This is a genomic window from Vibrio sp. TRT 1302, assembly GCF_050113875.1.
In the GTDB taxonomy this organism is placed as follows: Bacteria; Pseudomonadota; Gammaproteobacteria; order Enterobacterales; family Vibrionaceae; genus Vibrio.
In genome coordinates this window covers 16,647-42,420 of sequence record NZ_JBNJOF010000012.1, presented here as the reverse complement: position 1 = coordinate 42,420, position 25,774 = coordinate 16,647, and the positions used below count along the sequence as shown (strand labels likewise).

19 protein-coding genes and 2 riboswitches are annotated in these 25,774 nt (G+C 45.7%); of the genes, 7 read left to right on the top strand and 12 right to left on the bottom strand.

All coding sequences use genetic code 11. The annotated features are described in order from the left end of the window. Window positions 1-126 precede the first annotated feature (126 nt). A complete protein-coding gene (locus ACQEXP_RS14185; RefSeq protein WP_269377940.1) occupies window positions 127-660 on the bottom strand; it encodes a single-stranded DNA-binding protein in 534 nt (177 codons plus the stop codon). Window positions 661-941: 281 nt separating this feature from the next. On the opposite strand from ACQEXP_RS14185, the gene ACQEXP_RS14180 reads away from it, so the two are divergent. The 4 genes from ACQEXP_RS14180 (at window position 942) to ACQEXP_RS14165 (ending at window position 7,390) form a co-directional block, all read left to right on the top strand. After that, window positions 942-1,595, top strand: a complete 654-nt coding sequence (locus ACQEXP_RS14180; protein ID WP_426970564.1) for a LuxR C-terminal-related transcriptional regulator — start codon at window positions 942-944, stop codon at window positions 1,593-1,595. Window positions 1,596-1,711: 116 nt separating this feature from the next. Further along, complete coding sequence (galU, locus tag ACQEXP_RS14175; protein ID WP_269377938.1) at window positions 1,712-2,587, top strand: UTP--glucose-1-phosphate uridylyltransferase GalU; 876 nt, start codon at window positions 1,712-1,714, stop codon at window positions 2,585-2,587. A gap of 134 nt (window positions 2,588-2,721) precedes the next feature. Then, window positions 2,722-5,544, top strand: a complete 2,823-nt coding sequence (uvrA, locus tag ACQEXP_RS14170) for an excinuclease ABC subunit UvrA (protein WP_426970562.1) — start codon at window positions 2,722-2,724, stop codon at window positions 5,542-5,544. A gap of 70 nt (window positions 5,545-5,614) precedes the next feature. Further along, entirely contained in the window at window positions 5,615-7,390 is a 1,776-nt protein-coding gene (locus ACQEXP_RS14165) for a PglL family O-oligosaccharyltransferase (protein WP_426970560.1), read from the top strand. 38 nt (window positions 7,391-7,428) lie between these two features. Here ACQEXP_RS14165 and ACQEXP_RS14160 read toward each other — a convergent pair whose 3' ends face one another. After that, window positions 7,429-8,550: a pyridoxal-phosphate-dependent aminotransferase family protein gene (locus ACQEXP_RS14160; protein ID WP_426970558.1), complete on the bottom strand. Its 1,122-nt coding sequence runs from the start codon at window positions 8,548-8,550 to the stop codon at window positions 7,429-7,431. A gap of 225 nt (window positions 8,551-8,775) precedes the next feature. Next, a riboswitch (Lysine riboswitch) is annotated at window positions 8,776-8,953 on the top strand. Window positions 8,954-9,066: 113 nt separating this feature from the next. On the opposite strand from ACQEXP_RS14160, the gene lysC reads away from it, so the two are divergent. Then, on the top strand, window positions 9,067-10,419 hold the full coding sequence (gene lysC / locus ACQEXP_RS14155; protein ID WP_426970557.1) for a lysine-sensitive aspartokinase 3: 1,353 nt from the start codon (window positions 9,067-9,069) through the stop codon (window positions 10,417-10,419). A 58-nt stretch (window positions 10,420-10,477) separates the two neighbouring features. Here the strand turns inward: lysC and pmbA are convergent, their stop codons facing one another. Continuing rightward, window positions 10,478-11,821, bottom strand: coding sequence for a metalloprotease PmbA (pmbA, locus tag ACQEXP_RS14150; protein ID WP_426970555.1), 1,344 nt, complete (start codon window positions 11,819-11,821; stop codon window positions 10,478-10,480). A gap of 108 nt (window positions 11,822-11,929) precedes the next feature. Between pmbA and yjgA the strand changes: the two genes are divergently transcribed. Next, window positions 11,930-12,457 (top strand): ribosome biogenesis factor YjgA, encoded by a 528-nt coding sequence (gene yjgA / locus ACQEXP_RS14145; protein ID WP_426970553.1) that lies wholly within the window; start codon window positions 11,930-11,932, stop codon window positions 12,455-12,457. 62 nt (window positions 12,458-12,519) lie between these two features. On the opposite strand, the gene thiQ is transcribed toward yjgA, so the two are convergent. From thiQ to mpl, 5 genes are all read right to left on the bottom strand, one after another. Next, entirely contained in the window at window positions 12,520-13,224 is a 705-nt protein-coding gene (thiQ, locus tag ACQEXP_RS14140; protein WP_269377931.1) for a thiamine ABC transporter ATP-binding protein, read from the bottom strand. Then, window positions 13,208-14,812, bottom strand: coding sequence for a thiamine/thiamine pyrophosphate ABC transporter permease ThiP (gene thiP / locus ACQEXP_RS14135; RefSeq protein ID WP_426970551.1), 1,605 nt, complete (start codon window positions 14,810-14,812; stop codon window positions 13,208-13,210). Before thiP ends, thiQ begins: the two co-directional genes overlap by 17 nt. A gap of 9 nt (window positions 14,813-14,821) precedes the next feature. Continuing rightward, the gene (thiB, locus tag ACQEXP_RS14130; RefSeq protein ID WP_426970550.1) at window positions 14,822-15,829 is read right to left on the bottom strand and encodes a thiamine ABC transporter substrate binding subunit; all 1,008 of its coding nucleotides are present in this window, start codon (window positions 15,827-15,829) and stop codon (window positions 14,822-14,824) included. 52 nt (window positions 15,830-15,881) lie between these two features. Beyond that, window positions 15,882-16,002: riboswitch (TPP riboswitch) on the bottom strand. 53 nt (window positions 16,003-16,055) lie between these two features. Beyond that, complete coding sequence (locus ACQEXP_RS14125) at window positions 16,056-16,679, bottom strand: flavin prenyltransferase UbiX (protein ID WP_426970548.1); 624 nt, start codon at window positions 16,677-16,679, stop codon at window positions 16,056-16,058. A gap of 14 nt (window positions 16,680-16,693) precedes the next feature. After that, window positions 16,694-18,046: a UDP-N-acetylmuramate:L-alanyl-gamma-D-glutamyl-meso-diaminopimelate ligase gene (gene mpl / locus ACQEXP_RS14120; RefSeq protein WP_426970546.1), complete on the bottom strand. Its 1,353-nt coding sequence runs from the start codon at window positions 18,044-18,046 to the stop codon at window positions 16,694-16,696. Window positions 18,047-18,354: 308 nt separating this feature from the next. On the opposite strand from mpl, the gene fbp reads away from it, so the two are divergent. Beyond that, window positions 18,355-19,371, top strand: a complete 1,017-nt coding sequence (fbp, locus tag ACQEXP_RS14115) for a class 1 fructose-bisphosphatase (protein WP_269377926.1) — start codon at window positions 18,355-18,357, stop codon at window positions 19,369-19,371. 46 nt (window positions 19,372-19,417) lie between these two features. Here fbp and ACQEXP_RS14110 read toward each other — a convergent pair whose 3' ends face one another. From ACQEXP_RS14110 to tamA, 4 genes are all read right to left on the bottom strand, one after another. Continuing rightward, window positions 19,418-19,777 carry a DUF2799 domain-containing protein gene (locus tag ACQEXP_RS14110; protein WP_426970545.1) on the bottom strand — a complete coding sequence of 120 codons (360 nt, stop codon included), beginning with the start codon at window positions 19,775-19,777 and terminating at the stop codon, window positions 19,418-19,420. Window positions 19,778-19,840: 63 nt separating this feature from the next. Beyond that, on the bottom strand, window positions 19,841-20,188 hold the full coding sequence (locus tag ACQEXP_RS14105) for a gamma-glutamylcyclotransferase family protein (RefSeq protein ID WP_426970543.1): 348 nt from the start codon (window positions 20,186-20,188) through the stop codon (window positions 19,841-19,843). Window positions 20,189-20,203: 15 nt separating this feature from the next. Continuing rightward, window positions 20,204-23,977, bottom strand: a complete 3,774-nt coding sequence (tamB, locus tag ACQEXP_RS14100; RefSeq protein ID WP_426970541.1) for an autotransporter assembly complex protein TamB — start codon at window positions 23,975-23,977, stop codon at window positions 20,204-20,206. Next, window positions 23,974-25,689, bottom strand: a complete 1,716-nt coding sequence (gene tamA / locus ACQEXP_RS14095; protein WP_426970539.1) for an autotransporter assembly complex protein TamA — start codon at window positions 25,687-25,689, stop codon at window positions 23,974-23,976. The genes tamB and tamA overlap by 4 nt, the downstream gene beginning before the upstream one ends. Between the last annotated feature and the right edge of the window lie 85 nt (window positions 25,690-25,774).

The following is a 25,774-nucleotide window of genomic DNA, read 5'->3' as shown; positions in this document are numbered from 1 at the left end:
ATGCTAATAGATAAACAGTCACTTAGCTAGCATTCCTTACCCAGCACTTAGGGGGATTTCGTATTTGATATTATTTACTATATAAAAAAGCCGCGACTTGCGCGGCTTTTTTTCAATAACAAGCACTTAGAATGGGATGTCGTCATCAAAATCCATTGGTGGCTCATTGTACTGAGGCTGAGCTTGTTGTGGCTGTGACTGTTGCTGATATGCAGGCTGTTGTTGCATTGCAGGTTGCTGCGGTTGTCCCCAACCACCTTGTTGTGGCTGTGATTGACCCATACCTTGTGCAGGAGCACCACCTTGAGCACGACCACCAAGCATTTGCATTACGCCATTGTAGCCCTGAACAACGATTTCAGTTGTGTAACGGTCTTGACCATTTTGATCTTGCCATTTACGCGTCTGAAGTTGACCTTCAACATAAACTTGAGAACCTTTGCGAAGATACTCACCCGCTACTTCCGCAAGTTTGCCAAATAACGAAACACGGTGCCATTCCGTTTTCTCACGCTGCTCGCCAGTCGCCTTATCGCGCCACGATTCAGACGTTGCGATAGTGATATTTGCTACTGCACCGCCGCTAGGCATGTAACGTATTTCTGGGTCTGAACCCAGATTACCTACTAAAATAACTTTGTTAACTCCACGGCTAGCCATGTTTCGCTCCGTCTAAATTGGTAATGATAGATAAATAGCGCAATAGGATAACACGCTTTACGCTCGGGACAAATTCCTCGACTGACAATGTATCGTCGTCGCTCTAAGTCAAACAACTCTAAGTCTTTTTTTAGACCCCACTTCAGCTCTCCTTCTCCTGAGTAATTCATAAATTACTTTTTGTCATGAATTTTAACGCAAACTGCACACCTCGATTCGCACTGATGGTCTCGTTGCAGCAATCTATGTGTGCACTAATGCAAACACACAGGATTTAAAAAATGAACAAAAAAATATATACCAGAACCATTCACTTTTTATCTGAAGACGTCAATGCCGCCAATCCATTTATTGATAAGCTTGAGCAACAGTTAGAATTGACCATACCTCGAATGCAACCTAATGATCTGCTCATCGCACTTCAACAGCACAAGCACCGAATTTTATTAATTGATCACTACGCTTATACCAGACTCAAAAGCCAGATTCGCAATCTTCCACTAGCCGATAAGTCATTTGAAACGATCGTTTTCAATGTGACACATCCGCTTTCAACCGATGAAGTTCTTGCTTTTGGTCACCTTAAAGGTCTCTTCTATCAACAGGATTCTATCGAGTACATCGCCAAACGCTGCAAAGATATCATCAATGGCGAGAATTGCTTGCCAAGTAAAGTATGTGCACAGCTACTCTATTATTATCGTAGTGTCGTCGACAGTCAGACCGCGCCCGCAACGGTTGATCTTACGATTCGTGAGCTGCAAATTTTGCGCTGTCTGATCTCTGGAGCGTCTAACATACAAATTGCTGAAGATATGTTTATTAGTGAATTTACCGTCAAGTCTCATCTGCAAAAGATCTTCAAAAAATTGTGTGTAAAAAATCGTGCTCAGGCCGCTTCGTGGGCTAGACAACATATGAATCCCAACTCCTGAGTCACATAGTTAATACGAATTCAATACGAATACTGGCGTATTCATTATCTATTCAGTTAAAGCATGGTATTGTTGCGCCAGTCAGGAATTCAGTAGAAAAATGGAAAGGTTTAATCATGATCAAGAAGTGTCTTTTCCCTGCCGCCGGTTACGGCACACGCTTTCTACCAGCAACGAAATCAATGCCAAAAGAAATGATGCCAGTGGTCAATAAACCACTGATTGAATATGGTGTCGAGGAAGCAATCCAAGCTGGTATTAATGGAATGTGCATCGTCACTGGACGTGGCAAACACTCCATCATGGATCACTTTGATAAAAACTATGAGCTAGAACATCAGATCAGCGGCACCAATAAAGAAGATTTATTGATCGATATTCGTGACATTATTGAAACCGCCAACTTTACTTACATTCGTCAACGTGAGATGAAAGGCCTTGGCCATGCCATCCTTACTGGCAAAGAACTGGTTGGTGACGAACCCTTTGCCGTCGTGCTCGCCGATGACCTGTGTGTCAATGAACAAGAAGGTGTTCTCGCTCAAATGGTCGCCCTATTCAAGCAGTTCCGCTGTTCTATCGTTGCCGTTCAGGAAGTGCCAGAAAGCGAAACTCACAAGTATGGTGTGATTTCCGGTGAAATGATCAAAGACGACATTTTCAGAGTTGATGACATGGTTGAAAAACCTGAGCCAGGAACAGCACCAAGTAATTTAGCCATCATTGGCCGTTATATTCTTACGCCCGATATTTTTGAGCTGATTGAAAATACCGAGCCTGGCAAAGGTGGCGAGATCCAAATCACCGATGCCTTGCTTAAACAGGCCAAAGCAGGTTGTGTTCTGGCATACAAATTCAAAGGTCAACGATTCGATTGCGGAAGCGTTGAGGGTTACATCGAAGCAACGAATTACTGTTTTGAGAATCTTTATCTGAAAGACACAAAAAAGTCTGAACTTGGTAAGCAACATACCACCAAAGAAGACGTATAACCCAACTGTGACAAAGATTAAGGCAGCTATCGGTAGCTGCCTTTTTGTTACTGTTTTTTTATCCAGTATTTTCTTTGCACATTTCTCACTCTATGTAATACTTAGCCGACTTGTTTTTGCATAGAGTAATCAAGATGGACCAGATTGAAATCCGTGGTGCCCGCACCCATAACCTAAAAAACATTAACCTAACGATTCCACGTGACAAGTTGATTGTGATTACTGGTCTCTCTGGTTCCGGTAAGTCATCTTTAGCTTTCGATACACTCTATGCAGAAGGTCAGCGTCGATATGTCGAGTCACTCTCTGCGTACGCTCGTCAGTTCTTATCCCTGATGGAAAAGCCCGATGTCGACCACATCGAAGGACTATCTCCTGCGATATCGATTGAGCAAAAATCAACGTCACATAACCCGCGCTCTACCGTAGGTACGATTACGGAAGTCTATGATTACCTTCGACTCCTTTACGCGCGAGTAGGTGAACCTCGCTGCCCAGAGCATAAAGCGCCTCTAACGGCACAGACCGTCTCTCAGATGGTGGACAAGGTTTTAGAACTTCCTACTGGCTCAAAAATGATGCTACTCGCTCCTATCGTCAAAGAACGTAAAGGCGAACACGTCAAGACACTGGAGAATTTGGCGGCACAAGGTTTTATCAGGGCTCGTATCGATGGAGAAACCTGTGATCTTTCCGATCCTCCGACCCTTGAGCTGCATAAAAAACACACCATTGAAGTAGTCGTAGACCGCTTTAAAGTCCGTGATGATCTTCAGCAACGACTGGCTGAATCGTTCGAAACTACCCTTGAACTCTCTGGCGGCATTGCAGTGGTTACTTCAATGGATGGAGACGGTGAGGAAATTGTCTTTTCAGCTAACTTTGCCTGCCCACACTGTGGCTATAGCATGCAAGAGCTTGAACCACGCTTGTTCTCATTCAATAACCCAGCTGGCGCGTGTGGTACCTGTGATGGTTTAGGTGTACAGCAATATTTCGACCCAGCTCGAGTCATTGTTGATGATTCATTAAGTTTGGCTCAGGGCGCTATTCGCGGTTGGGATCAGAAAAACTACTATTACTTCCAGATGCTTTCATCACTTGCAGATCACTATGGGTTCGATCTGCACGCACCGTTTAATTCTCTGCCGAAAAAGACCCGGGACATTATTTTAACGGGCTCAGGTAGAACTGAAGTCGAATTTAAGTACATCAATGATCGTGGTGATATTCGCGTGAAGCGTCATCCGTTTGAGGGCATTCTCAATACCCTTGAACGTCGCTATCGTGATACTGAATCGAATGCAGTCCGTGAAGATCTGGCGAAATACATTTCGACAAAAACATGTTCAAGTTGTGATGGTAGCCGCCTAAGACTGGAAGCCCGCAATATATTTATTGGTGATACCACCCTCCCCGAAATCGTTGAGTTAAGTATTGCTGAAGCAGTGGAGTTCTTCGCAGGTCTAACCCTGTCAGGGCAAAGAGCACAAATCGCCGATAAGGTAATGAAAGAGATTAACGACCGTCTACAATTCCTTGTGAATGTCGGACTGAATTACCTCAACTTATCCCGCAGTGCGGAAACGCTTTCAGGGGGAGAAGCACAGCGTATTCGACTTGCTAGCCAAATTGGCGCTGGGCTTGTGGGCGTCATGTATGTTCTTGATGAACCTTCAATTGGTCTACATCAGCGAGATAATGAACGCCTGCTTAAAACGCTCACACATCTGCGCGACCTAGGAAATACCGTATTAGTTGTCGAGCATGACGAAGATGCTATCCGCATGGCTGACCACGTCATAGACATAGGTCCAGGGGCAGGCGTTCATGGTGGTAACGTAGTGGCAGAAGGTACCATGGAGCAAATCCTTGCCAACCCAGATTCTTTGACTGGTCAGTACCTTAGTGGTGCTAAACAGATTGCGCTACCTCAAACTCGTACCCCAAGAGACCCGAAAAAAGTTGTCGAGTTGATTGGCGCATCGGGTAACAATCTGAAAGACGTTTCTCTAGAAATTCCGGTGGGTCTATTTAGCTGTATCACTGGGGTTTCGGGTTCAGGTAAATCGACCCTGATTAACGACACCTTCTTTAAAATTGCTCATACGCAACTCAATGGAGCAACGACTGCAACCCCTGCTCCATACAAAAAAATAAAAGGGTTAGAGCATTTTGATAAGGTGATTGATATTGACCAAAGCCCTATCGGACGAACCCCTCGTTCAAATCCAGCGACTTACACTGGGATTTTTACGCCAATACGTGAGCTATTCGCTGGTACTCAAGAATCACGTGCTCGCGGTTATAAACCAGGACGCTTCAGCTTTAACGTGCGAGGAGGTCGCTGCGAAGCGTGCCAGGGAGATGGGGTAATTAAAGTTGAAATGCACTTCCTTCCAGATGTCTATGTTCCATGTGATGTGTGTAAAGGGAAACGTTATAACCGAGAAACATTAGAAGTGCGCTATAAAGGAAAAACCATTGATGAAGCACTGGAGATGACGGTTGAGGATGCTCGCAAGTTCTTCGATCCGGTTCCGGTTATCGCCCGTAAGCTACAAACCTTGATGGATGTGGGACTCTCCTACATCCGTTTAGGACAAGCTGCCACCACTTTATCTGGCGGCGAGGCTCAGCGAGTCAAACTGGCACGTGAACTGTCGAAGCGAGATACGGGAAAAACGCTCTACATTCTCGATGAGCCAACGACAGGCCTTCATTTCCATGACATTCAGCAACTGCTGAATGTATTGCACCGTTTACGTGACCATGGCAACACAGTGGTTGTCATCGAACACAACCTAGACGTCATCAAGACCGCCGACTGGATTGTTGACCTCGGTCCTGAAGGTGGTCAAGGTGGTGGTGAAATTATCGCCACAGGGACACCAGAAGATGTGGCACTTATCGAAGGCTCTCATACTGCTAGATTCCTAAAACCTATGTTAAAATAATCACTAATTGTGAGATTGATAGACCAGTGACCTTGCATCACTGGTCTATTTATTTGAGGTGTTATGATTTATGGCGACGGTACACGTAACAGGGACAGAACTTGAGATCAAGGCGCCTAAACTCCCATTAATCAAGCCTTTCCTAGTATCGCTAGGATTTGTATTTCTCGTGGCTATGCATTTTTATATGCCGAATCCTGGTGGTTCAGGCCTCGCCTTGTCCTTCAACGCAACAACTTGGCTGGCTATCAGTGTTTCCCTCGCTATCGGTTTATACCAATTAGGCACTACGGGCTACCTAAGATACAACAAGCTCACTATTGGCTTATTTATTTGCTGTGTAATGATGACTGTGCCCATCCTTTATGCAGGGTCTAAGCCGGCTCTCGTCGCCATTAGGTTAGCGGGGCTTTGGGCTGGTTTCTTACTCTTTTTTGTCCTGCAACAGTTTCGATTCAGTAATAAGCAGAAACAACGTTTACTCTGGTTTATTACGATTGCTGTTTTTATTGAATCCCTGTTCGGTTGGGCTCAATTTTTTCTTCTACAACCGGGCAATATTTTCGGCTATGACACCGAAATAAATCGTCCATATGGGATTTTTCAGCAACCCAATGTGATGGCGAGCTTCCTTGCTACAGGCTTAGCTCTCTCAGGCTATTTACTCACTCGCCAGCCAACCAAATACCAACGCCACATTAGCGAAGTAACGTTACTCTGTCTCATGCCGCTACTTTGCGTGCCGCTGCTTATCGTGCTTGGTTCACGTACAGGATGGTTAGCTGCGCTTTTATCAACGCTGCTGGTTCTGCCTTATGTTTATCGCTTTGCAACTAAAAAGCGATTTATAGGTTGGACTGTATCTATTTTATTCGGGGTAGGCCTAGGATTTAGTTCTTTGACGATCCCATCAGAACAAGAGCCAATTGCTCTTGAAAAAATGCATCTGCAAAGCCAAAGACAATATACTTTCCCACAAGCATTGGACATGCTGATTGAGAAGCCATTTACTGGCTACGGCTACGGTCGATTCGAGCCTGAATATCTTGTTTACACCGCCCGCCAGCATCAACTCAATCTCAGCTATAAGCCTGGGTTAGCTTCAATGGATCACCCACATAACGAACTCTTGTATTGGGGTGTTGAGGGGGGCTTGTTGCCGCTACTTGCGATTCTTCTTGCTGCCGTCTTCGTTCTGGCACGCCTATATCAGGCGAAGAAAGGGACTCGTTTAGCTATGTTTGCCCTATTCGTGCCCATAGTGTTGCACAGTCAGCTGGAATACCCTTTTTATCACTCGGCGATTCACTGGATCACATTCATCATTCTGCTCTACTGGGTTGATCAACGCGCGTGTCGCTATCGACAAGCTTCGTTGAGTATCATCTCCCAAAGCACGCTGCGTGTTTTAAGTCTGGTCATGCCCATCGTCTCTGGGTTTTACTTAACCACTACGCTTCATACCAATTATGTGCTTACTGGTTTTGAGCGTTCTCAACCAAAGAACCCTGATATTCTTAATCAGGTATCTAACACAGTGGTGTGGCAAGACAGATATGACTGGGACATCTACAGCACGTTTCTCAATATTGGTTTGATGACGCAGCAAGATGAACTCATTCAAGCTTATGTTGACTGGTCACTGAAAATCATTCGAGACAAACCTAGACCTGCTTTTTACAACAACCTCATCTTGGCATATTTGGGCTTAGGGGAAGCGATCAAAGCAGAGCAAATTCGTAGCGAAGCTCAGTTTTTGTTCCCCGACATAGATTTCTCCGAAGTTCACTATATTCCACCAGACATAGATGCACTAAAAGCAGACTCAACAAACCTGCCCCAATAAAAAAGGCGACCCGCGGTCGCCTTAAATAGAGAGGGCTGTTACTGAGTAAGAGCCTCTTCAAGTGCTCGTAAACACAGAGCCACATTCTCGGCACGAGCCCCATAGCCCATCAAACCAATGCGCCATGCTTTGCCAGCCAAAGCACCTAGACCGGCACCAATCTCTAAATTGTAGGTGTCTAGAAGGTGGGCGCGAATTTTTGCCTCATCAATGCCTTGAGGAACATAGATTGCGTTGAGCTGAGGAAGGCGAGAGGCTTCCTCTACGACAAATTCAAAGCCAAGCTTTTCTAAGCCTTGTTTCAACTTTTCATGCATAGCACGGTGACGAGCCCATGCAGCTTCCAACCCTTCATTTTTCAGGATCAACAATGCTTCATGAAGTGCATACAAGCTATTTACTGGCGCTGTATGATGGTAACTGCGTTTACCTTCTCCGCTCCAATAGCCCAACACTAAGCTTTGATCAAGGAACCAACTTTGCACTGGCGTCGTACGTGACTGAATCTTCTCAATAGCTGCTGGTGAAAAAGTCACGGGAGACAATCCAGGCACACATGAAAGACACTTCTGACTTCCCGAATACACAGCATCAAGCTGCCACTCATCCACTTTAAGTGGCACGCCACCAAGTGAAGTCACTGCATCAACAATAGTTAGCACGCCATATTGCTTAGCGAGCTTACCCAAAGCTTCTGCATCACTGCATGCTCCAGTGGAAGTTTCTGCATGAACAAACGCTAGCACCTTAGCATCAGGGTTTGCTTTCAATGCCTGCTCGACTTTATCGATAGATACAGGTGCCCCCCATTCATCATCGACCACTTCGACGACACCACCAGCACGAATAACGTTTTCACGCATACGTTCGCCAAACACACCATTTCGGCAAACAATCACTTTCTCGCCAGCTTCGATTAAGTTAACAAAACAGGCTTCCATTCCCGCGCTGCCCGGCGCAGAGACTGCAATGGTAAACTCATTTTCCGTCTGAAATGCATATTTAAGTAGTGATTTAAGCTCGTCCATCATCGCGACAAACAATGGATCTAAATGCCCAACGGTTGGACGACTCAAGGCTTGTAAAACTTGTGGTGAGATATCTGAAGGGCCAGGGCCCATAAGAATACGGTGGGGAGGAATAAAACTTTGAATCGTCATTGGCAGCTCCTTTTGAATTATATTTTTCGTTCTATCTTTACTCATCAAACCACCTTAATCCAATTCTGGCTCTGCGACAATTAGCCCAAAGTCGTGAGGTCAAACCAGTGTCACAAGTTTGTTAAATTATAAATGCCATAAAGTTACAGATAGTCATTGACATAACTCACAGAAACACGTTCAATGCAGACTATGTGGTGGATATTTATGCCACATAGCAAATTATTTTGCAGAAGAGGAGCACTGCCCAGGTAGATGTGTTGTGGAGCCACAACTCCAATACAACGCTTTGAGGGGGAGCAGTGCCGAGATGGATTCAAATTGTCGGTTTGGGTCTATCGGTTGTTAGGGTTGAATCCCTGCAACTGTCATCAGCCCTGTCTGATGATGAGCTTCTGAGGTAAATCATTCAAATATAGACCTCTCTTTCGCTCGAATCTCTTCATCAAAGCAAAACATTGGATGTTGGTATAGCTACCAAAATTTTTTATTTCAGGAAGCCTTGGGAGAAATGCTGTGAGCAGTTTTAATGTAGCTAAATTTGGTGGGACAAGTGTCGCTAACTTTGAGGCGATGAGCCGCTGTGCTGCAATTATCGAAAGCAATCCAAACACCAAACTCGTTGTAAGCAGCGCGTGTTCTGGTGTGACTAACCTATTAGTTGAACTTGCCAACGGCGTTCAAGACCAAACTCGACGCAATCAAGTTCTTAGTGAACTCGCTGAAATTCACGACGCCATTCTAAACCAACTAGAAGACGCAACTCAGACTGCGGCTGAGGTTTATTCAATCCTCGATACGATTACTAGCTTGGCTGAAGCGGCCTCTATTCAATCTAGCCACAAACTTACCGACCACCTTGTGGCTTGTGGTGAGCTGATGTCAACACATCTGCTGACCCAACTGATGAAAGAACGCGGCATCAATGCGGTTCGTTTTGATATTCGTGATGTTCTTCGTACAGACAGCCATTTTGGAAAAGCAGAACCAGTATTGGAACAGATCAGCGCATTAGCGAAACAGTTGCTCGTTCCTCTATGCCAAGATTTTGTTGTGATCACACAAGGCTTTATCGGTTCCGATGACGAAGGTAACACCACGACATTAGGCCGAGGTGGCAGTGACTACAGTGCGGCACTGATTGCCGAAGCCGTAGAGGCATCAGGACTGGAAATCTGGACAGACGTTCCAGGTATTTACACCACTGATCCACGAATCGCGCCAAAAGCATCGCCAATCCCAGAGATCAGTTTTAGTGAAGCTTCAGAGATGGCAAACTTTGGTGCCAAGATCCTGCACCCATCAACACTTGTACCAGCTTTGCGCCACGATATCCCTGTTTTCGTCGGTTCATCGAAAGAGCCAGAGAAGGGCGGCACTTGGATACGTCATCAAGTCGAAAGCTCACCACTATTCCGCGCATTGGCTTTGCGCAGCAACCAAACCATGGTCACGCTGCGCAGTGCACAAATGTTCCACGCGTACGGCTTTTTGGCAAAAGTATTCGAAATACTGGCAAAGCATAAGGTATCTGTCGATCTCATCACGACATCAGAGATCAGTGTTTCCCTAACTCTAGATCAAACGGGAACATCGGGTGGCGCACCACAATTACCCGAATCAGCGCGTCTGGAACTGGAAGAGCTTTGTAGTGTAGAGGTTGAGCATAATCTCAGTGTCGTCGCTCTGATCGGCAATAACATGAGTGAAAGTAAAGGTTACGCGAAGCAGGTATTTGGTACTTTGGAGGACTTGAACCTACGAATGATTTGTTACGGCGCCAGCCCGCACAATTTATGTTTCTTGGTCAACGAATCCGTATCACGTCTCGCCATTCAAAAACTACATGCGGAGTTGTTTGAAAAGTAGCGAGAAAATGTTGAAGGGTTGGCACACGGTACCAACCCTTCAAGCTCAAAGCTTTACCTTATTCGCCCGCGACTTTCATCGATTCAAGCAAGATAGACCCAGTCTGGATTTGGGAGCGAGTTTCAACATCATTGCCCACCGCAACAATCTGGTTAAACATCTCTTTCAAGTTGCTCGCAATGGTGATTTCAGACACAGGATATTGAATTTCACCGTTTTCAACCCAGAAACCCGCAGCGCCTCGAGAGTAATCTCCAGTGACAACATTCACGCCTTGACCCATTACTTCGGTGACCAATAACCCCGTGCCTAGCTTTTTCAGCATTTGCTCGAAGTTCTGACCTGTCGATTTTACAAACCAGTTATGGATGCCACCAGCATGGCCTGTCGGTGTCATGTTCATCTTACGTGCTGCATAACTAGTAAGAAGATATGTTGCAAGTACACCATCGGTAATGATTTCAAGATCTTGAGTGAAAACCCCTTCACTATCGAATGGCGTCGAGGCAAGACCTCGAAGAACGTGAGGGCGCTCCGAGACACTAAACCACTCAGGAAGAATCTGTTTGCCAAGATGATCAAGTAAGAATGACGATTTACGGTAAAGATTGCCTCCACTGATCGCCATCACGAGATGCCCTAGCAATCCAGTAGCAACGTCAGCAGCGAACATAACTGGGTATTTACCTGTTTTCAGTTTTTGTGCATCGAGACGGCTGACCGTTTTCTCCGCCGCTTTCTGTCCAACCACTTCTGGCGTCCATAAATCATCTTTATGGCGAGCGACGGTATAGCTGTAATCACGTTCCATTTCGCCATTACGCCCCTGACCAATCACACAGCAGCTCGTACTGTGTCGGCTAGATGCATAACTTGCCAATAGGCCGTGGCTGTTACCATAAACTTTCAAGCCATAGTGGCTGTCATAGCTTGCACCATCACTCTGTTTAATCTTATCGCTGTAAGACAAAGCCTGTCGCTCAGCAGCAATCGCGATTTGAGCAGCAACATCAGGATCAGGCGTATCAGGGTGGAACAAATCAAGATCTGGTATTTCCTTAACCATCAACTCTTTAGGCGCTGGCCCTGCATACGGATCTACCGATGTGTACTGAGCAATATCAAGCGCAGCAAGTACGGTTTGTTGAATCGCCTTTTCACTCAAGTCAGATGTTGATGCACTGCCTTTTCGTTGATTGCGATATACCGTAATACCGAGAGCGCCATCACTATTAAACTCGACGTTCTCCACTTCGCACATACGAGTCGATACACTCAAGCCCGTCGTCTTGCTTATGGCCACTTCTGCAGCATCAGATTTCTCTGCTGCCATTTCCAGCGCTTTTGCCACTGCTGCTTCTAGCTCAACTCTTTGTTGAGCAACTTGCTGTCTTACGTCCATATTTACTTAATTTCTCAAAATCAATTGCTATTAGAATAACAAGAATTTCGCTTTCTCCCCACGATTCTTGTTAAAATAGAGAAATAGATGTTCAAATAAGGCAGAAAGATGGCACGTAAGAATCAAAAAGCGCCATGGGAAGAGGAAGAAGAGATCATTTGGGTTAGTAAAACCGAAATGAAACGCGATATGGACGAGCTTCAAAAGTTGGGTGAAGAACTCGTTAGCCTGAAACCTTCGGTGCTTGAAAAATTTCCACTCAGTGAAGACCTTGCAGACGCAATCAAAGACGCGCAACGTTTTAAAAACGAAGCTCGTCGTCGTCAGCTTCAGTACATTGGTAGACTGATGCGTTTAGAAGATCCAGAGCCGCTACAAGCTGCATTGGATAAAGTACGAAACAAACACTCTCAAGCAACCGCAGAGTTACACAAACTTGAGCTGTTGCGCGACCGTATCATCGAGAAAGGTGATGCTGCTATCAATGATGCAGTAGAACTTTATCCAGAGGCGGATCGTCAGCGTCTTCGTCAGCTAGCGCGTCAGGCAACTAAAGAAAAATCAGCGAATAAACCACCAAAGGCATCTCGCGAAATTTTTCAAATGTTAAAAGCATTAAATGAAGCGGCGAGCTAATTAGCCTCTTCAATTAAACGCACTCTAAAGGCCGATGTCATCCATCGGCCTTTTTGTTAGAGCTATTCCCCTGCTCTAACAAAATCACTAAACGATACATTTTGATGCTGTGAGGATAACTCCGTTATCTTGCCCGTCACTTCCACTTTGCCATTAGCAACATAGATAAAATCACTACCGATTGCTCTGGCATCACTAATATGATGAGTCACCATCAATACGGTGATTTGTCGCTCTTTTGCTAACGTTTTAACCAGTTCCAGCATTTCCTCTCGTAGAATCGGGTCGAGAGCTGAAAAAGGTTCATCAAGTAACCAGATAGGATGAGGCTGGACGAAGCTACGAGCCAACGCAACTCGCTGACGTTGACCACCAGAGAGTTGCTCCGGTAGACGTTCAAGATACTCCTCAACGCCAACTTGCTTAGCCGCTTGTTCCACCTGTCTATTCTGCTCAGCAGTCAATTTCAAGCCGGGATGTAAGCCCAATGCAATATTCTGCCTTACCGTTAAATGAGCAAATAAGTTATGTTCTTGAAACAACATAGCAAAAGGACGTTGGTGAGGTTCTTGCCCCACAAGATTGACACCGTTTACTTCAATCCGCCCACTGCTAGGCTCAATAAAGCCCGCAACTAAGGCCAACAGTGTCGATTTACCTGCACCACTAGGCCCCATCAAAGCCACAATAGAACCTTGTGCGACACTCACATCAAAATGAAACAACTCATTATGGTAGTAATAATCGACTTTAGTCAGCGCTAACATAATTTACCTTTGAATTCGCTTTAAGCAGTTTCTCAATCACAGTAAAACAACCGACACTGAGCATTAATAACGTTAAGGAGACTACCGCCGCAGCGTCCATTTGATAGCTACCAAGTAGTTGGAAAAGATAGAGTGGTAGCGTGCGAAATTCTTGACTACCAAACAAGGCAATCGCGCTTAGATCACCGATGGCAAACATAAAGCTAATTGCAAATGCATGGGAGAGCGGCTTCTTGAGCGCTTTCCATTCGACAACCCGAAAACGTTGCCACCCTTTCATTCCTAGACTGGCACACACATATTGGTATTGCTGTTCTATATGCAGCATCGGCTGAGCTAATGTTTTTATCACATAAGGCAGCCCCATCAAGGCATTCACCGCTACAACAACAAAAAACGCAAGGCTAAACACATCGGTGAAACTGCGCAGTAATAGAAACACACCTGTTGAAATCACTAGCCCAGGTGTGACAAGAATAATCGTCCCGATCAACTCTATATGATCCGCGCTCTTTTCCCGTTTATTGAGCCTTAACCTACGGCTAGTAATCAGTATCGAGACACCCGCTATCACCGCGACAAAGCTAGCCAGCGTTGCAACTTTTACCGATGCCCATAACGCCAACCAAAAGCGGCCATCGCTAAATACTACTAGCGCCTGCTGATTGAGACCACTCAACACCACCATCAGTAACGGAGGCAAAACAAGTAACATCGCAGCACATATCCACCCCCAGTCCCAACACTTAGATACCCGAGTGTCTTTACTTAGATAGACGTATCTAGACTGGGTACCTGGCGTCACCGCCATGGGTTTAGCTAAGCGTTGAATAGCCAAAGCCATAACACCACACAGCATCATCTGCCAGATCGCCAGCAGAGCACCGGCCTGTAGGTCGAAATCAAATTTAATCGCTTGATAAATGGCAAGCTCAATAGTGGTTGATTTTGGGCCTCCCCCTAATGCCATTACTGTTGCAAAACTAGTAAAGCAGAGCATAAAGACCAAACCACTGACATGTGGGAGCTGTTGTCGTATACGGGGCCATTCAACCCAACGAAATTTGTCCCAGTGCCCCATCCCGAGGTGAGCACAAAGCTTATGCTGTTGCTGAGGAATCGAATCTAAAGCTTGTAATAACAGACGGGTTGCGTAAGGAAGATTAAAGAACACATGGGCAAGCAAAATGCCATTCAATCCATAAATCGAAAATGGAAGTTTGCTGTCTAAACTGGCAAATAACTGAGCCACTAAACCGCTATTACCATAAATAGCCAGTAGCCCAAAAACACCAACCAGCACAGGTAAAACGAGCGTGGTCGCAAACAGTTTGAGTAATAACGCTTTGCCAGGGAACTGTCGACGCGATAGCGCGTGCGCCACAGGAATCGCCAAACCCACGCTGATCACGGTCGAAAGGAATGACTGGTAGAAGCTGAACTTGGTGACATGACGATAGTAAGGATCGCTCCAAACATGACTCACATCGAGAGTTGGCGCATTGACCAACAATGCTCCTAAGGCAGAAATAACAAAGGTCGCGATAAATATCGCGACCCAAATGCCTATTTTGGGAATGTTACGCAAAAGACAACCTTAGAAAGTTAATGCGCTTTGCCACTCACGAATCCATGACTTGCGATTATCCGCCACTTCATCAGCACTAAAACCGAGCGCTTTACTTGGTACTGTCAGAGTCTCAAAACCTTTCGGTAATGCAACTCCCGTTACTGGATACATCCAGTTTCCAGTTGGCATCGCCGATTGGAAACCGTCACTGAGGATAAAATTCATAAACTCATCAGCAAGCTGTTCGTTTTTTGAACCCTTAACTTTGGCTGCCACTTCCACTTGAGTGTAATGACCTTCAGCGAAGTCTGCTGCGGCAAATTTCGCGTCGTTCTCAGCAATCAAATGATAAGCAGGTGAAGTAGTGTATGAAAGAACCAAATCAGATTCACCCTCAAGGAACATCGAGTACGCTTCTGACCAACCTTTGGTTACGGTAACGGTTTTTTTCGCTAAGTTTTGCCATGCCTGAGAAACGTCATCACCGTAAACGGACTTCATCCATAACATTAAACCTTGTCCTGGCGTTGAAGTGCGTGGGTCTTGGTAGATAACTTTAAGATCTTCACGAGATTCAACCAACTCTTTCAAGCTCTTAGGTGGATTCGCCAATGTTTCCTTGTTGTAAACAAAAGCAAAATAGCCAAAGTCATAAGGAACAAAGGTCTTGTCATCCCAGCCATTCGGCAGAGTCACAGCACTGGTATCAACATTATGTTGGCTAAGCAAACCCGTTTTCTTCGCTTCTGCCATTAAGTTGTTATCTAGCCCCAAAACGATGTCCGCTTTGCTGTTTTCCCCTTCTAGGCGTAAGCGATTTAGTATCGATACACCATCATCTAACGCGACAAAATTAACGTCACAGCCACACTGAGCTTCGAATGCTTTTTCTACCGTAGGGCCTGGACCCCAATCCGCGGCGAAGGAATCGTAAGTGTAAACAGTTAAGGTTTTGTCTGCTGCAAGAGCAGAAAAAGACGTTAGGCTAACAACTGCCAGAGTACTGATTGAAATGGTATTTAGAGTGGTTTTCACTGCTCGCTCTCTCCTTGTATGAGCGGCACAGGCTTGAGGGACAATGTGGTTAGGGATGTCCAGACTCAATTCCTACGCCAGCATTATCTGGTTCAGGTACACGGGTCCCGAGCAAAGCTCGATCTCAGCTGAGTCCAATATAAATGGCCTCTATCGCTCCCCGATGAGTAACGGACAAATTGTAATAGTTATGTGACTCAATAGCTAGAGTTGATGAGAGGAACTCTTAGCTACGTTGATCATATCCCCAACGCGGTACTAAGCCCTGATCAATGCCGAGATGATCTAAAATACGTGCGACCATGAAATCGACAAGATCTTCTATCGACTTGGGTTGATGATAAAAACCTGGAGCCGCTGGCATAATCGTGACACCCATCTGCGACAGTTTGAGCATATTTTCCAAATGAAGTGTCGAAAACGGAGTCTCCCTCACCACCAAAAGAAGCTGTCCACGCTCCTTCATCACCACATCCGCTGCTCGCTCGATAAGATTGTCCGACATCCCATGTGCAATCGCGGCTACACTGCCAGCTGAGCAAGGACACACTACCATCTGTTTTGGTGCAGCAGATCCCGAAGCAACAGGAGAAAACCAGTCATCCTTGCCGCAGACAACCAGTTTTTCTGGGTCACATTTAAAATGGTCAACCAACGCTTGCTGTGTGGCTTCAGGATGAGCAGGCAATTTCAGATCATGCTCGGTGGCGAGAACCACACGTGCGGCAGACGAAATCAGCAGATAAACTTGATAGTCCGCAGCAAGTAAGCACTCTAACAGCCGCAATCCGTAAGGCGCACCGGATGCTCCAGTAAAAGCTAAAGTGATGGCTTGATGTTGTTTGTTCATACTTTAAAACTACGTTATTGAGCCAGTTTTTCCACAAGCTTAGTGTGAATACCTTCAAAGCCACCATTGCTCATCACAAGAATGTGATCACCTGATTTCGCACTCGTTACGATCTTCTCCACAAGTTCATCAATCTGTGCGCTCACTTGAGCAGGTTGGTGGCACTGATTGGCTACATCTTCCACCGACCAATCAATGTTGTCAGGCTGGTACAGAAACACTTCGTCAGCGGTTGCTAATGATGCCGCTAAGGTTTCCTTGTGAACACCACGTTTCATCGTTGCGCTGCGTGGTTCCAATACCGCAATAATTTTCTCTTTGCCGACCTTGTTACGTAATCCACCGAGGGTAAGTTCAATTGCGGTAGGATGATGAGCAAAATCGTCGTAGACAGTCACACCATTCACTTCGCCTTTCAGTTCCAGACGACGCTTAGTATTAATAAATTTAGCCAATGACTCACAGGCCAAATCTGGTGTCACTCCGACATGGCGCGCCGCTGCAATCGCCATCAAGGCATTATCGACATTGTGGTCGCCAACCAAGTCCCATCGAACAATACCCACTTCTTCGCCTTGGAAGAACACTTTAAACTGAGAACCATCTACAATCAGCTTCTCAGCCTGCCAATCGCCCTCTTCACCGCTAAACTCAGTCTCACTCCAGCAACCGCGTTCCAATACATCTGCCAGTTCAGCATCTTGCTTAGGCGCTAGAATACGACCATTTCCAGGAACGGTACGAACAAGGTGATGGAATTGTCGCTTAATCGCTTCTAAATCATCAAAAATATCCGCATGATCGAACTCAAGATTGTTCATCACTAAAGTGCGTGGGTGGTAATGTACAAACTTAGAACGCTTGTCAAAAAAAGCACTGTCGTATTCATCTGCTTCGACGACAAAAAAGACACTTTCGCCTAAACGTGCTGAAACACCGAAGTTTCCGAGTACGCCACCAACAAGAAATCCTGGCTGATAGCCACAGTCCTCTAAGATCCAAGCAAGCATGCTCGAAGTCGTTGTCTTGCCATGTGTACCCGACACCGCTAGCACCCAACGGTCATGGAGTAGAAACTCTTGTAACCATTGCGGTCCAGAAGTGTAACGAATTTGGCTGTTTAGTACGTACTCAACGCACGGATTACCTCGACTCATTGCATTACCGATAACAACCAGATCTGGTGCTGGGTCAAGCTGAGACGGGTCAAAGCCTTCTATGATTTCAATACCTTGCGATTCCAGCAACGTACTCATCGGTGGATAAACATTCGCGTCGCTACCCGTCACTTTGTGTCCAAGCTGACGAGCGAGTATCGCTGCGCCACCCATGAAGGTGCCACATATTCCCAAGATATGAATGTGCATAACTGACTTTGTCCTAGGCAAAAATAATCTGTTCATTATGGCGACAAAGCACTGAAAAGCGAACCACTTTGATCACCAATAATGATGTTAACCCATTCAGTTGATTACTCTTCATCCACACAAACTCACGCTGTCATCAATGCAAGCCGAAGATTAGTCGACAAATAAATTGAGATCTCAAGCAGTTAGTTCATTACCAATAAAAAGATCTTACTTTTAGAATTAACACGGGCACTGATTCAAGATCCGTAAGAGATAGACACTGTCCACCTCCCCATATTTTTGAGCGACTTTTTAAAGGAAAAACCATGTCTGGAATGCGCACCCTTGGCGAGTTCATTGTTGAAAAGCAAGCGGACTTCCCCCACGCTAGCGGTGATCTATCATCCCTACTCTCTTCTATTCGTCTTGCGGCCAAAATTGTTAACCGAGAAATTAACGCAGCTGGCCTAGGTGATATTACTGGTGCTGTTGGCACTGCGAATGTTCAAGGCGAAGACCAGCAAAAGCTAGATGTTTATGCTAACGACAAATTTAAAGCCGCTCTTGAAGCTCGAGATCAAGTGTGCGGTGTCGCGAGTGAAGAAGAAGATGAAGCGGTAGCGTTTAATAAAGAACTCAACAAAAATGCTAAGTACGTTGTTTTGATGGACCCACTAGACGGTTCTTCCAACATCGACGTTAACGTTTCTGTTGGTACCATCTTCTCAATCTACCGTCGTGTGTCCCCTATCGGCACACCACCGACAGAAGAAGATTTCCTTCAACCAGGCCACAAACAAGTTGCAGCAGGTTATGTTATCTATGGTTCTTCAACCATGTTGGTATACACAACAGGTAACGGGGTTAATGGCTTTACCTACGATCCATCGCTAGGTACGTTCTGCCTTTCTCACGAGAATATGATGATCCCACAAGATGGAAGCATCTACTCGATTAACGAAGGTAACTACATTCGTTTCCCTCTTGGCGTGAAGAAATACATCAAGTACTGTCAGGAAAACGCCCCAAGTGAAAATCGCCCATATACCTCGCGTTATATCGGCTCACTGGTTGCTGATTTCCACCGTAACCTACTCAAGGGCGGTATCTACCTTTACCCTAGTACGCAAAGCCACCCAAGCGGTAAACTTCGTCTATTGTACGAGTGTAACCCTATGGCTTATATCATTGAACAAGCGGGCGGGGTTGCCTCTGACGGTGTAAACCGAATCATGGACATCAAACCTACCGAGCTTCACCAGCGCGTCCCTTTCTTTGTTGGGTCGAAAAACATGGTGAAAAAGGTCGAAGAGTTTTTAGAGCTTAATCGCGAAGAAAACTAACCTTTGCAAACAAAAAGAGCCGACGATTGTCGGCTCTTTTTCTAGGTCAGAACATCGACCCCGCAGTGGAGTTTCGCCCTGACATATAATCTTGACTAAAGAAGGGATCGAGCTGATCGCAAACACCCTGATAAGGTCTTCCTCGTACGCCCAGCATATAAGCATTCTGCCCGCAGTAATTAAGGCGCCCTTGTTCATAACCTTTGGTGTAGGCGTCATAAAGTGCCTGATTAAAAAAGCTGCCACTATCTAGCTTGGCAAGTTGCTTCTCAGATTGCTGTATATAACCCTTGTCTCCGCGTGAGAGCCCATAATTGAACCAATCACTCTCTACGCTACTGAGCGGGGTGGGTTGAGAAGCGCATCCTGCCAGCAACAACAACCCTAGTATAAACATGTATCTCATTCTCCCCTCCTTTACCTTTAGTGGGCAGTTTCCTCGCTACTTGATATAGACTGGAACGATTTTCTACACTTTCTGACACCAGTCTCCTGAGGCGATTAATACATCTAATTGGCTAATATCTTGATAGATATAGACCCAAGCAAGGCCAAATGTTGTCTCTATCTGCTCCCGTCGATAAGTGACCGGAACATCCTCGATGGAATCCAACTGCTCAAGAGTGTGATCATCTATTAGATACACTTCGCCAAAAATCGCACTGTGTCCATCTGATACGGCTGGATACGAACCAAGATCATACAAACTGTAAATAGGAGGAGTCGTATGATTACCGAGACATTGAGAGTCCGCTAATAGATAATGGTTTCTCTCACCCCGACGTAAAGTCCCATATACAAATACGAGATGTTGCATCGCCTTCCTTCGCTCTTAGTTGAACTCAAACTGATACAGTACGTCCACTGCACTGTCGACGCCGGAAATGGCTTCTAAGTAGAGATCCTGCATTAATCGATATCGCACAGTAAACTCACCCACTGAATCAAAAATACCGACGCCATACTTCACCTGTAGCCCAGGTAAAATATAGCCGCTCACCGTTACCTGTGAATCATCACCGGAGCCTGCGGTATCAAGCTGGAGATCTTGAACACCAAACGCTTGTCCGATCTCACCGACAACTCGTCCACTCTTGGCCAAACTCAATCCAATCAAAGTGGTGGTCATGGCATTTCCTCCAGCCTCACCATCAATATCCTGTCCCCTGAGCAAATAGGATAGTGCATTTGCCTGTGGCATTGCAGGATCAGAGAAGATGGTCACTGTCGGCTCGCTGGCTGGTCCTGTCACCTTAACACCAGCCGTCACATCATCTTGAGTGTTGTCCGGATTTCGAATAGCAGAAATCTGCACATACGGTTGATCAACAGGACCATTCATTAAGATCTTGCCTTCATTGATAATCAGATCCTGACCAAATGAACGGTACGAACCATTAGTGATGTTCACTTCACCCGTGACAAATGGTCCTTTGTCTTTTTGTGCAACATTGAGCTTACCAACCAAACCACCTTCAAGACCAAATGCAGACAACTTAAAATCATCGCCAATCTTAATATTGATATTGGTTTCTAGTGCAAATGGAACTTTACTTTCCGATTCAATCGGCTCTAGATCATCGTTCAGTAAAACCTGATCTTTGGACACACCGACCGCACTTGGCGGCAGCTCTTCAACCACAATTCGTCCCCAAGGTAATGCGATGTCTCCATCTACTCGGACAACCGTAGGCGAAGCAGAAATGGTCATATCCGGTTGCACTTTGATCTTCACCATTGGCGGAACGTTAACCAATAACTCCTCTGCAAAGACTCGAATGTTGGAGTTCCAATCTTTCAGATCATTCCAATCCGCGTCACCGGAAACCTCTAAGTCCCCATCAGGGGTATGGATGGTCGCGGCCAATGAAGCGTCATAACCCGCGAAATTAATAGCTAAACGACCTGAATCAACTTCGACCGGTGAAATATCCCCTTGAAGCAAGATATCATCGATAACAAACTGCCCCTTCACTTTCGGATGTAATGCTGGACCGCTGATCTGTAGATCCGTACTTATATTGGATTCCAACTTACTGTACTCACCAATGATCGGCGCCAAGAAATCTAGGTTAAATGTGCTCAATTTAAAGCGGCCATCTAACTGCTTATCTTTCTCTAAAACATTAGGAATCGTAACGTTACCTGAAATATCACCGTTGTTGCTAACGTCCAGCATCCAGTCTGCTTGGAGCTTATTGTCGACTAAGTTAGCATTGAGGTTAACACTCTCCCAACCAATCTGAACTGGCTGTTCAAGTTGTTGCGTTACCTGTCCCTTAGTTAAATCGACGGAAGCTTTGAGCTGAGGGGCACTATCCGGAGCCCATTTAGCCCACACATTTGCATTAGCGGCACCTTTGATGAGCGTTTCTTTGGGCAGAAAAGCTTTGATCTGCTCAAAGTTGAAGCTCGTAAGACTCAACGCGGCTTCGCCGCTTTGACCGACCTTAATATCCTTATCGAGGCACAAGCTAGAATCCGCTTGAAGCCAACAATGCGCCGCTACCGCAACTTGCTGCGTCGCCATCTCAAAGCCCAGCTTGGTGGCTTGGTTTAGACGCCATTCACCCTGCTGTGAAGAGATATTCATACGCTCTAGGGTGCCGTTCCATACCAAATCAGGCTTATCCACCAAAACACCATTGAGCGCGAAACTGGTTGAGGCAATATTCGAAATAACATCAAGCTGCAACTGATGCTGCTGTTGTGTTCCCGAAAAATTCATACTGGCATCATCAACTCGGTAGTCTTGATATTTAGCTTGAGTGACTTTCAACGCCAATTGACCACTCGGAATGGGCAGTGGCGTTACGTTACCTTTGAGCTCAATCTTTTCTACTTGAGCTTGCTTTTGCCAATCAACAGCCGAAACGTTTAACGCAAGGCCAACTTTCGGCTCTTTCAACGCACCACGCAATAAGACATTTCCCACGGCTTTACCCTGCAAATCGGGAACGGTTTTGATCAAATCAGGAAAGTTTATCGCCAAATCAAGACGCCATTCCTTATCCAATTCACCTTTTGCTTTAATGCTATTCGGACCATGAGACAATACGAGCCCGGTAGTGCGCAAACTTAACTCACCGTTGCCCTTGCTATCTTTAGCGCTCAGCGCTCCTTCGATATTGAGAGGGTAATCGCGCAAGATACCGTCAATGTCGAGCTTAGGCACTTCAATCGTCCAGCCACCTTGATCAGTAAGAGCACCTGTTGTTGAAATAACACCACTTATATCACCTTCCGCTTCAGGCCATTGCAGCCCAGGTTGTATATGAGTGAGAGATAAGTTAGCGGCCCAGTTCACAGGAGCGCTCCAATCAGCCATCATGTCACCAGACACAGAGCCTCCGAGTGTATCGACATCGATTTTACTCAGATTAACATGAGACAAATCTCCCTCACCTTGCAATGACACCCCAACATCAGGAACATCTTTACCTTTTACATCGGTGATAAGAGAGAGTTGGTATCCATCTAATGAACCCTTAGCCTTTAACTCGTCGAGAGAAACAAAGTAATCACCTTTCCCAGTCATCGGCCATTGTGCTTTAGCTTTTAGCAACGAGATATCAAAAGGAACATTCGGCTCTAATGGCTGCAATTGAGCAGATAACTGAGCTTGAGCCAAACCCGTTAAGTTCGCCGCTAATCCTAAATCCGCGACACTGCCTGACACTTTTAGGTCTATCTTTTGTCCTGCAGCAATTTCTTCTTTGATGGTTGCCTCTAGTGCAAGCGACAACGGATAGTCACCACTCAGTTTAATATCTGTCTTTAGTTGCACCTCAACTTGAGGCATGTGGAGTTCTAAAGTATCGATAACGACCTGTGAACCTTTCGCTTTGGCGCCAAGGCCAAGGTGGTTCACAACGATCGGCGTCTCTTGATCAAGCTTGAAATTTTCAACATCGAGACGCACCAGTTCAACCTGAAGTGGCAATTTCACCTCTGGTAGAGTGATCGCTTGTGCCTCTTCAGTCGCCGGAGATGCTGGCGGCTCTTGGGGACTTTTACTTTCTTCATCTGAGCTTGGGGCAAGCTTGACTAATGGGTCGAGAAACTTGGTCGTGTTAATGCGTAAGCGATTACCCTGAAAAGAAGCGCTCGACGTAAATAAACGCCAAGAGATCTGGTTTCCAAGCACATCAAGATTAATATCTTCAAGCTTAAGCCAACTCACTTTTATTGGAACGGGTGACGTAATGTTTGTTGTTGCCGTTTCTGGCGCAGTTTCTGTATCGGGAGTTGAAGGAGGCAACTGCGGCATCGAAAAATTCAGACCTTTAATGGCTAATTCATCGATACACACTCTCGGTTCAGTGAGACACGTTGGCGTTACGGCCAAAGTAAGCGATGTAATCTTTGTGTCTACATGCAAGTCGTCATCTTTGAATACGACGCCATGTAAAGTAAAGCGAGGGAATAGCGCTCCCTGAGTCGAAGAAACCGTTAGCTGGGGAACAAATTTCTCAGCTCCCCATAAAGCTAGATTCAATCCGGTATTGGTAAAAAGCAATCCACCCAATGCCAGTAAGATCACTACCATTAATGCAACAAAGATCAGTGATATCCATTTTGACCACTTAATTACAACATGGGTCATAGTTCAGGTCCTAAGGTAAAGTGGATCTTGAATTCATCGCCTTTTGCCGCATCTAAGCCCCAGGCAAAATCAAGTCTAATTGGTCCGACGGGTGAAGCCCAACGAATACCAACGCCCGTTCCTCGTTTTAGATCCGGAGTGTCATTAAATGCGTCACCTACATCATAGAAGACGTCACCCCACCAGTTACCATAAACTCGGTATTGATACTCCAATGAGCTGGTCGCTAAATACTTAGCACCTGTCAAAGCGCCACTGGCATCTTTTGGCGAGATAGATTCGTAGCCATAACCACGTAAATTGTTGTCACCACCAGCGAAGAAACGTAGAGATGGCGATAGTTTCTCAAACTCTTCAGCAAAGTTAGCACCACCATCAATACGGAAAATGCCTCGGTGGTTTTCACCTGCACCGCGAATCCACGTCATCGCACCCAGCAAACGCGTTACTCGCGTCTCTGACAACATACTAGGGTCACCATACTCAACGGTTAAGCTCTGTCGGTCCCCCCACATTGGCATAGCCCCGCCTCGAATTCGGCTACGTGAAAAGGAGATACCAGGTAAAAGGAACTGCGCATTGTCATCTTGTAAGCCCTGTTCATAGTTCTCCAATAGGTATCTTATGTAGAGTGTTCTATGCCAGCCGTTATCCAGCACCCAGTGCCTCTCCAAAGCAAGATTGGATTCCAGACTTTTAGTATCACGGCTATCTAGGTTTTTCATACCATATTGAATTCGGTAGTACTCTTTCAATACGTCGTCTAGCGGAATGCGATAACCGGCGGTGATCGTCTGTTCAGGCGCAGAGAGAGAAAAACTGCTGTCAAAGCTATGACCTCGGCTGTTTACCCAGGGTTTCTTCCATTTTAAAGACCCGCGGACACCCACATCCGTCGAATAGCCAAGACCAGTTTCAAGCTGGTTTCTCGCCTGAGGCGCGAGAGAGACTTTCATTGGCAGTTCTCTTCCCTCGCCCAATTGAGTCAAATCTGGTTCCACAAATACTGACGAAAACCAGTCTGTATTGGACAGGTTTTGATTGTACTCGCCCACCTTAGCCACCAAGTAGGGTTCTCCCTGCTTGTACGGTGAAAGTGACTCAACGCGATCATCTTCGATTTGGCTTCCAGTAATGCCATTCGCACCAAAATGGTAACGAATACCACTATTAAAATGGAGTCGGATAAACGCCTGATTTAGGCTAGGGGCAACTTCGAGACGACTCTGCGTAAACTCGCCTTCGAAATACCCTCTCTGCAAGGCAAGGTTACGAATTGAACTTTTGAGTGAGTCATAATGATTGTGTTGCAGAGCACGCCCTTGCTGCAAACCACTTTTCTCAATCAAGGCTTGAAACTCAGGATCATTTTCTGCTTCGCCTGTTATCTGGATATCCAACTGCTCTATGGTCGTAACTGGGCCAGGATCAATATTAACGGTCACCAGTTTTTGATCATCAGAGACTTTAAAGTCGTAACTAGGATGGTAGTAACCCAGTGCATTGAGTGATTCAGTGAAGTTACGCTCTAAACGTGCTTTAAATCTAAGGCTGACTTCATAGTCTTGTTCAGGAATCGAAGATAGATAAGCTTCTACATTGTCCAATAGTGCGCCATCGACACCATTGATCTTGAGATCAACCTCATTTGCCCACACTGGAAAAGTGAGTGAAGCTAGGGTGATTAGGACTGGTAAAGGTTTGATGATCATGCTTAATTATCTATCTCCATAACGTTAGGCAATAATAACGCCTGAAAAAAAATAAGTCTGTATGAAAACAGTCAACTAGGCGGTC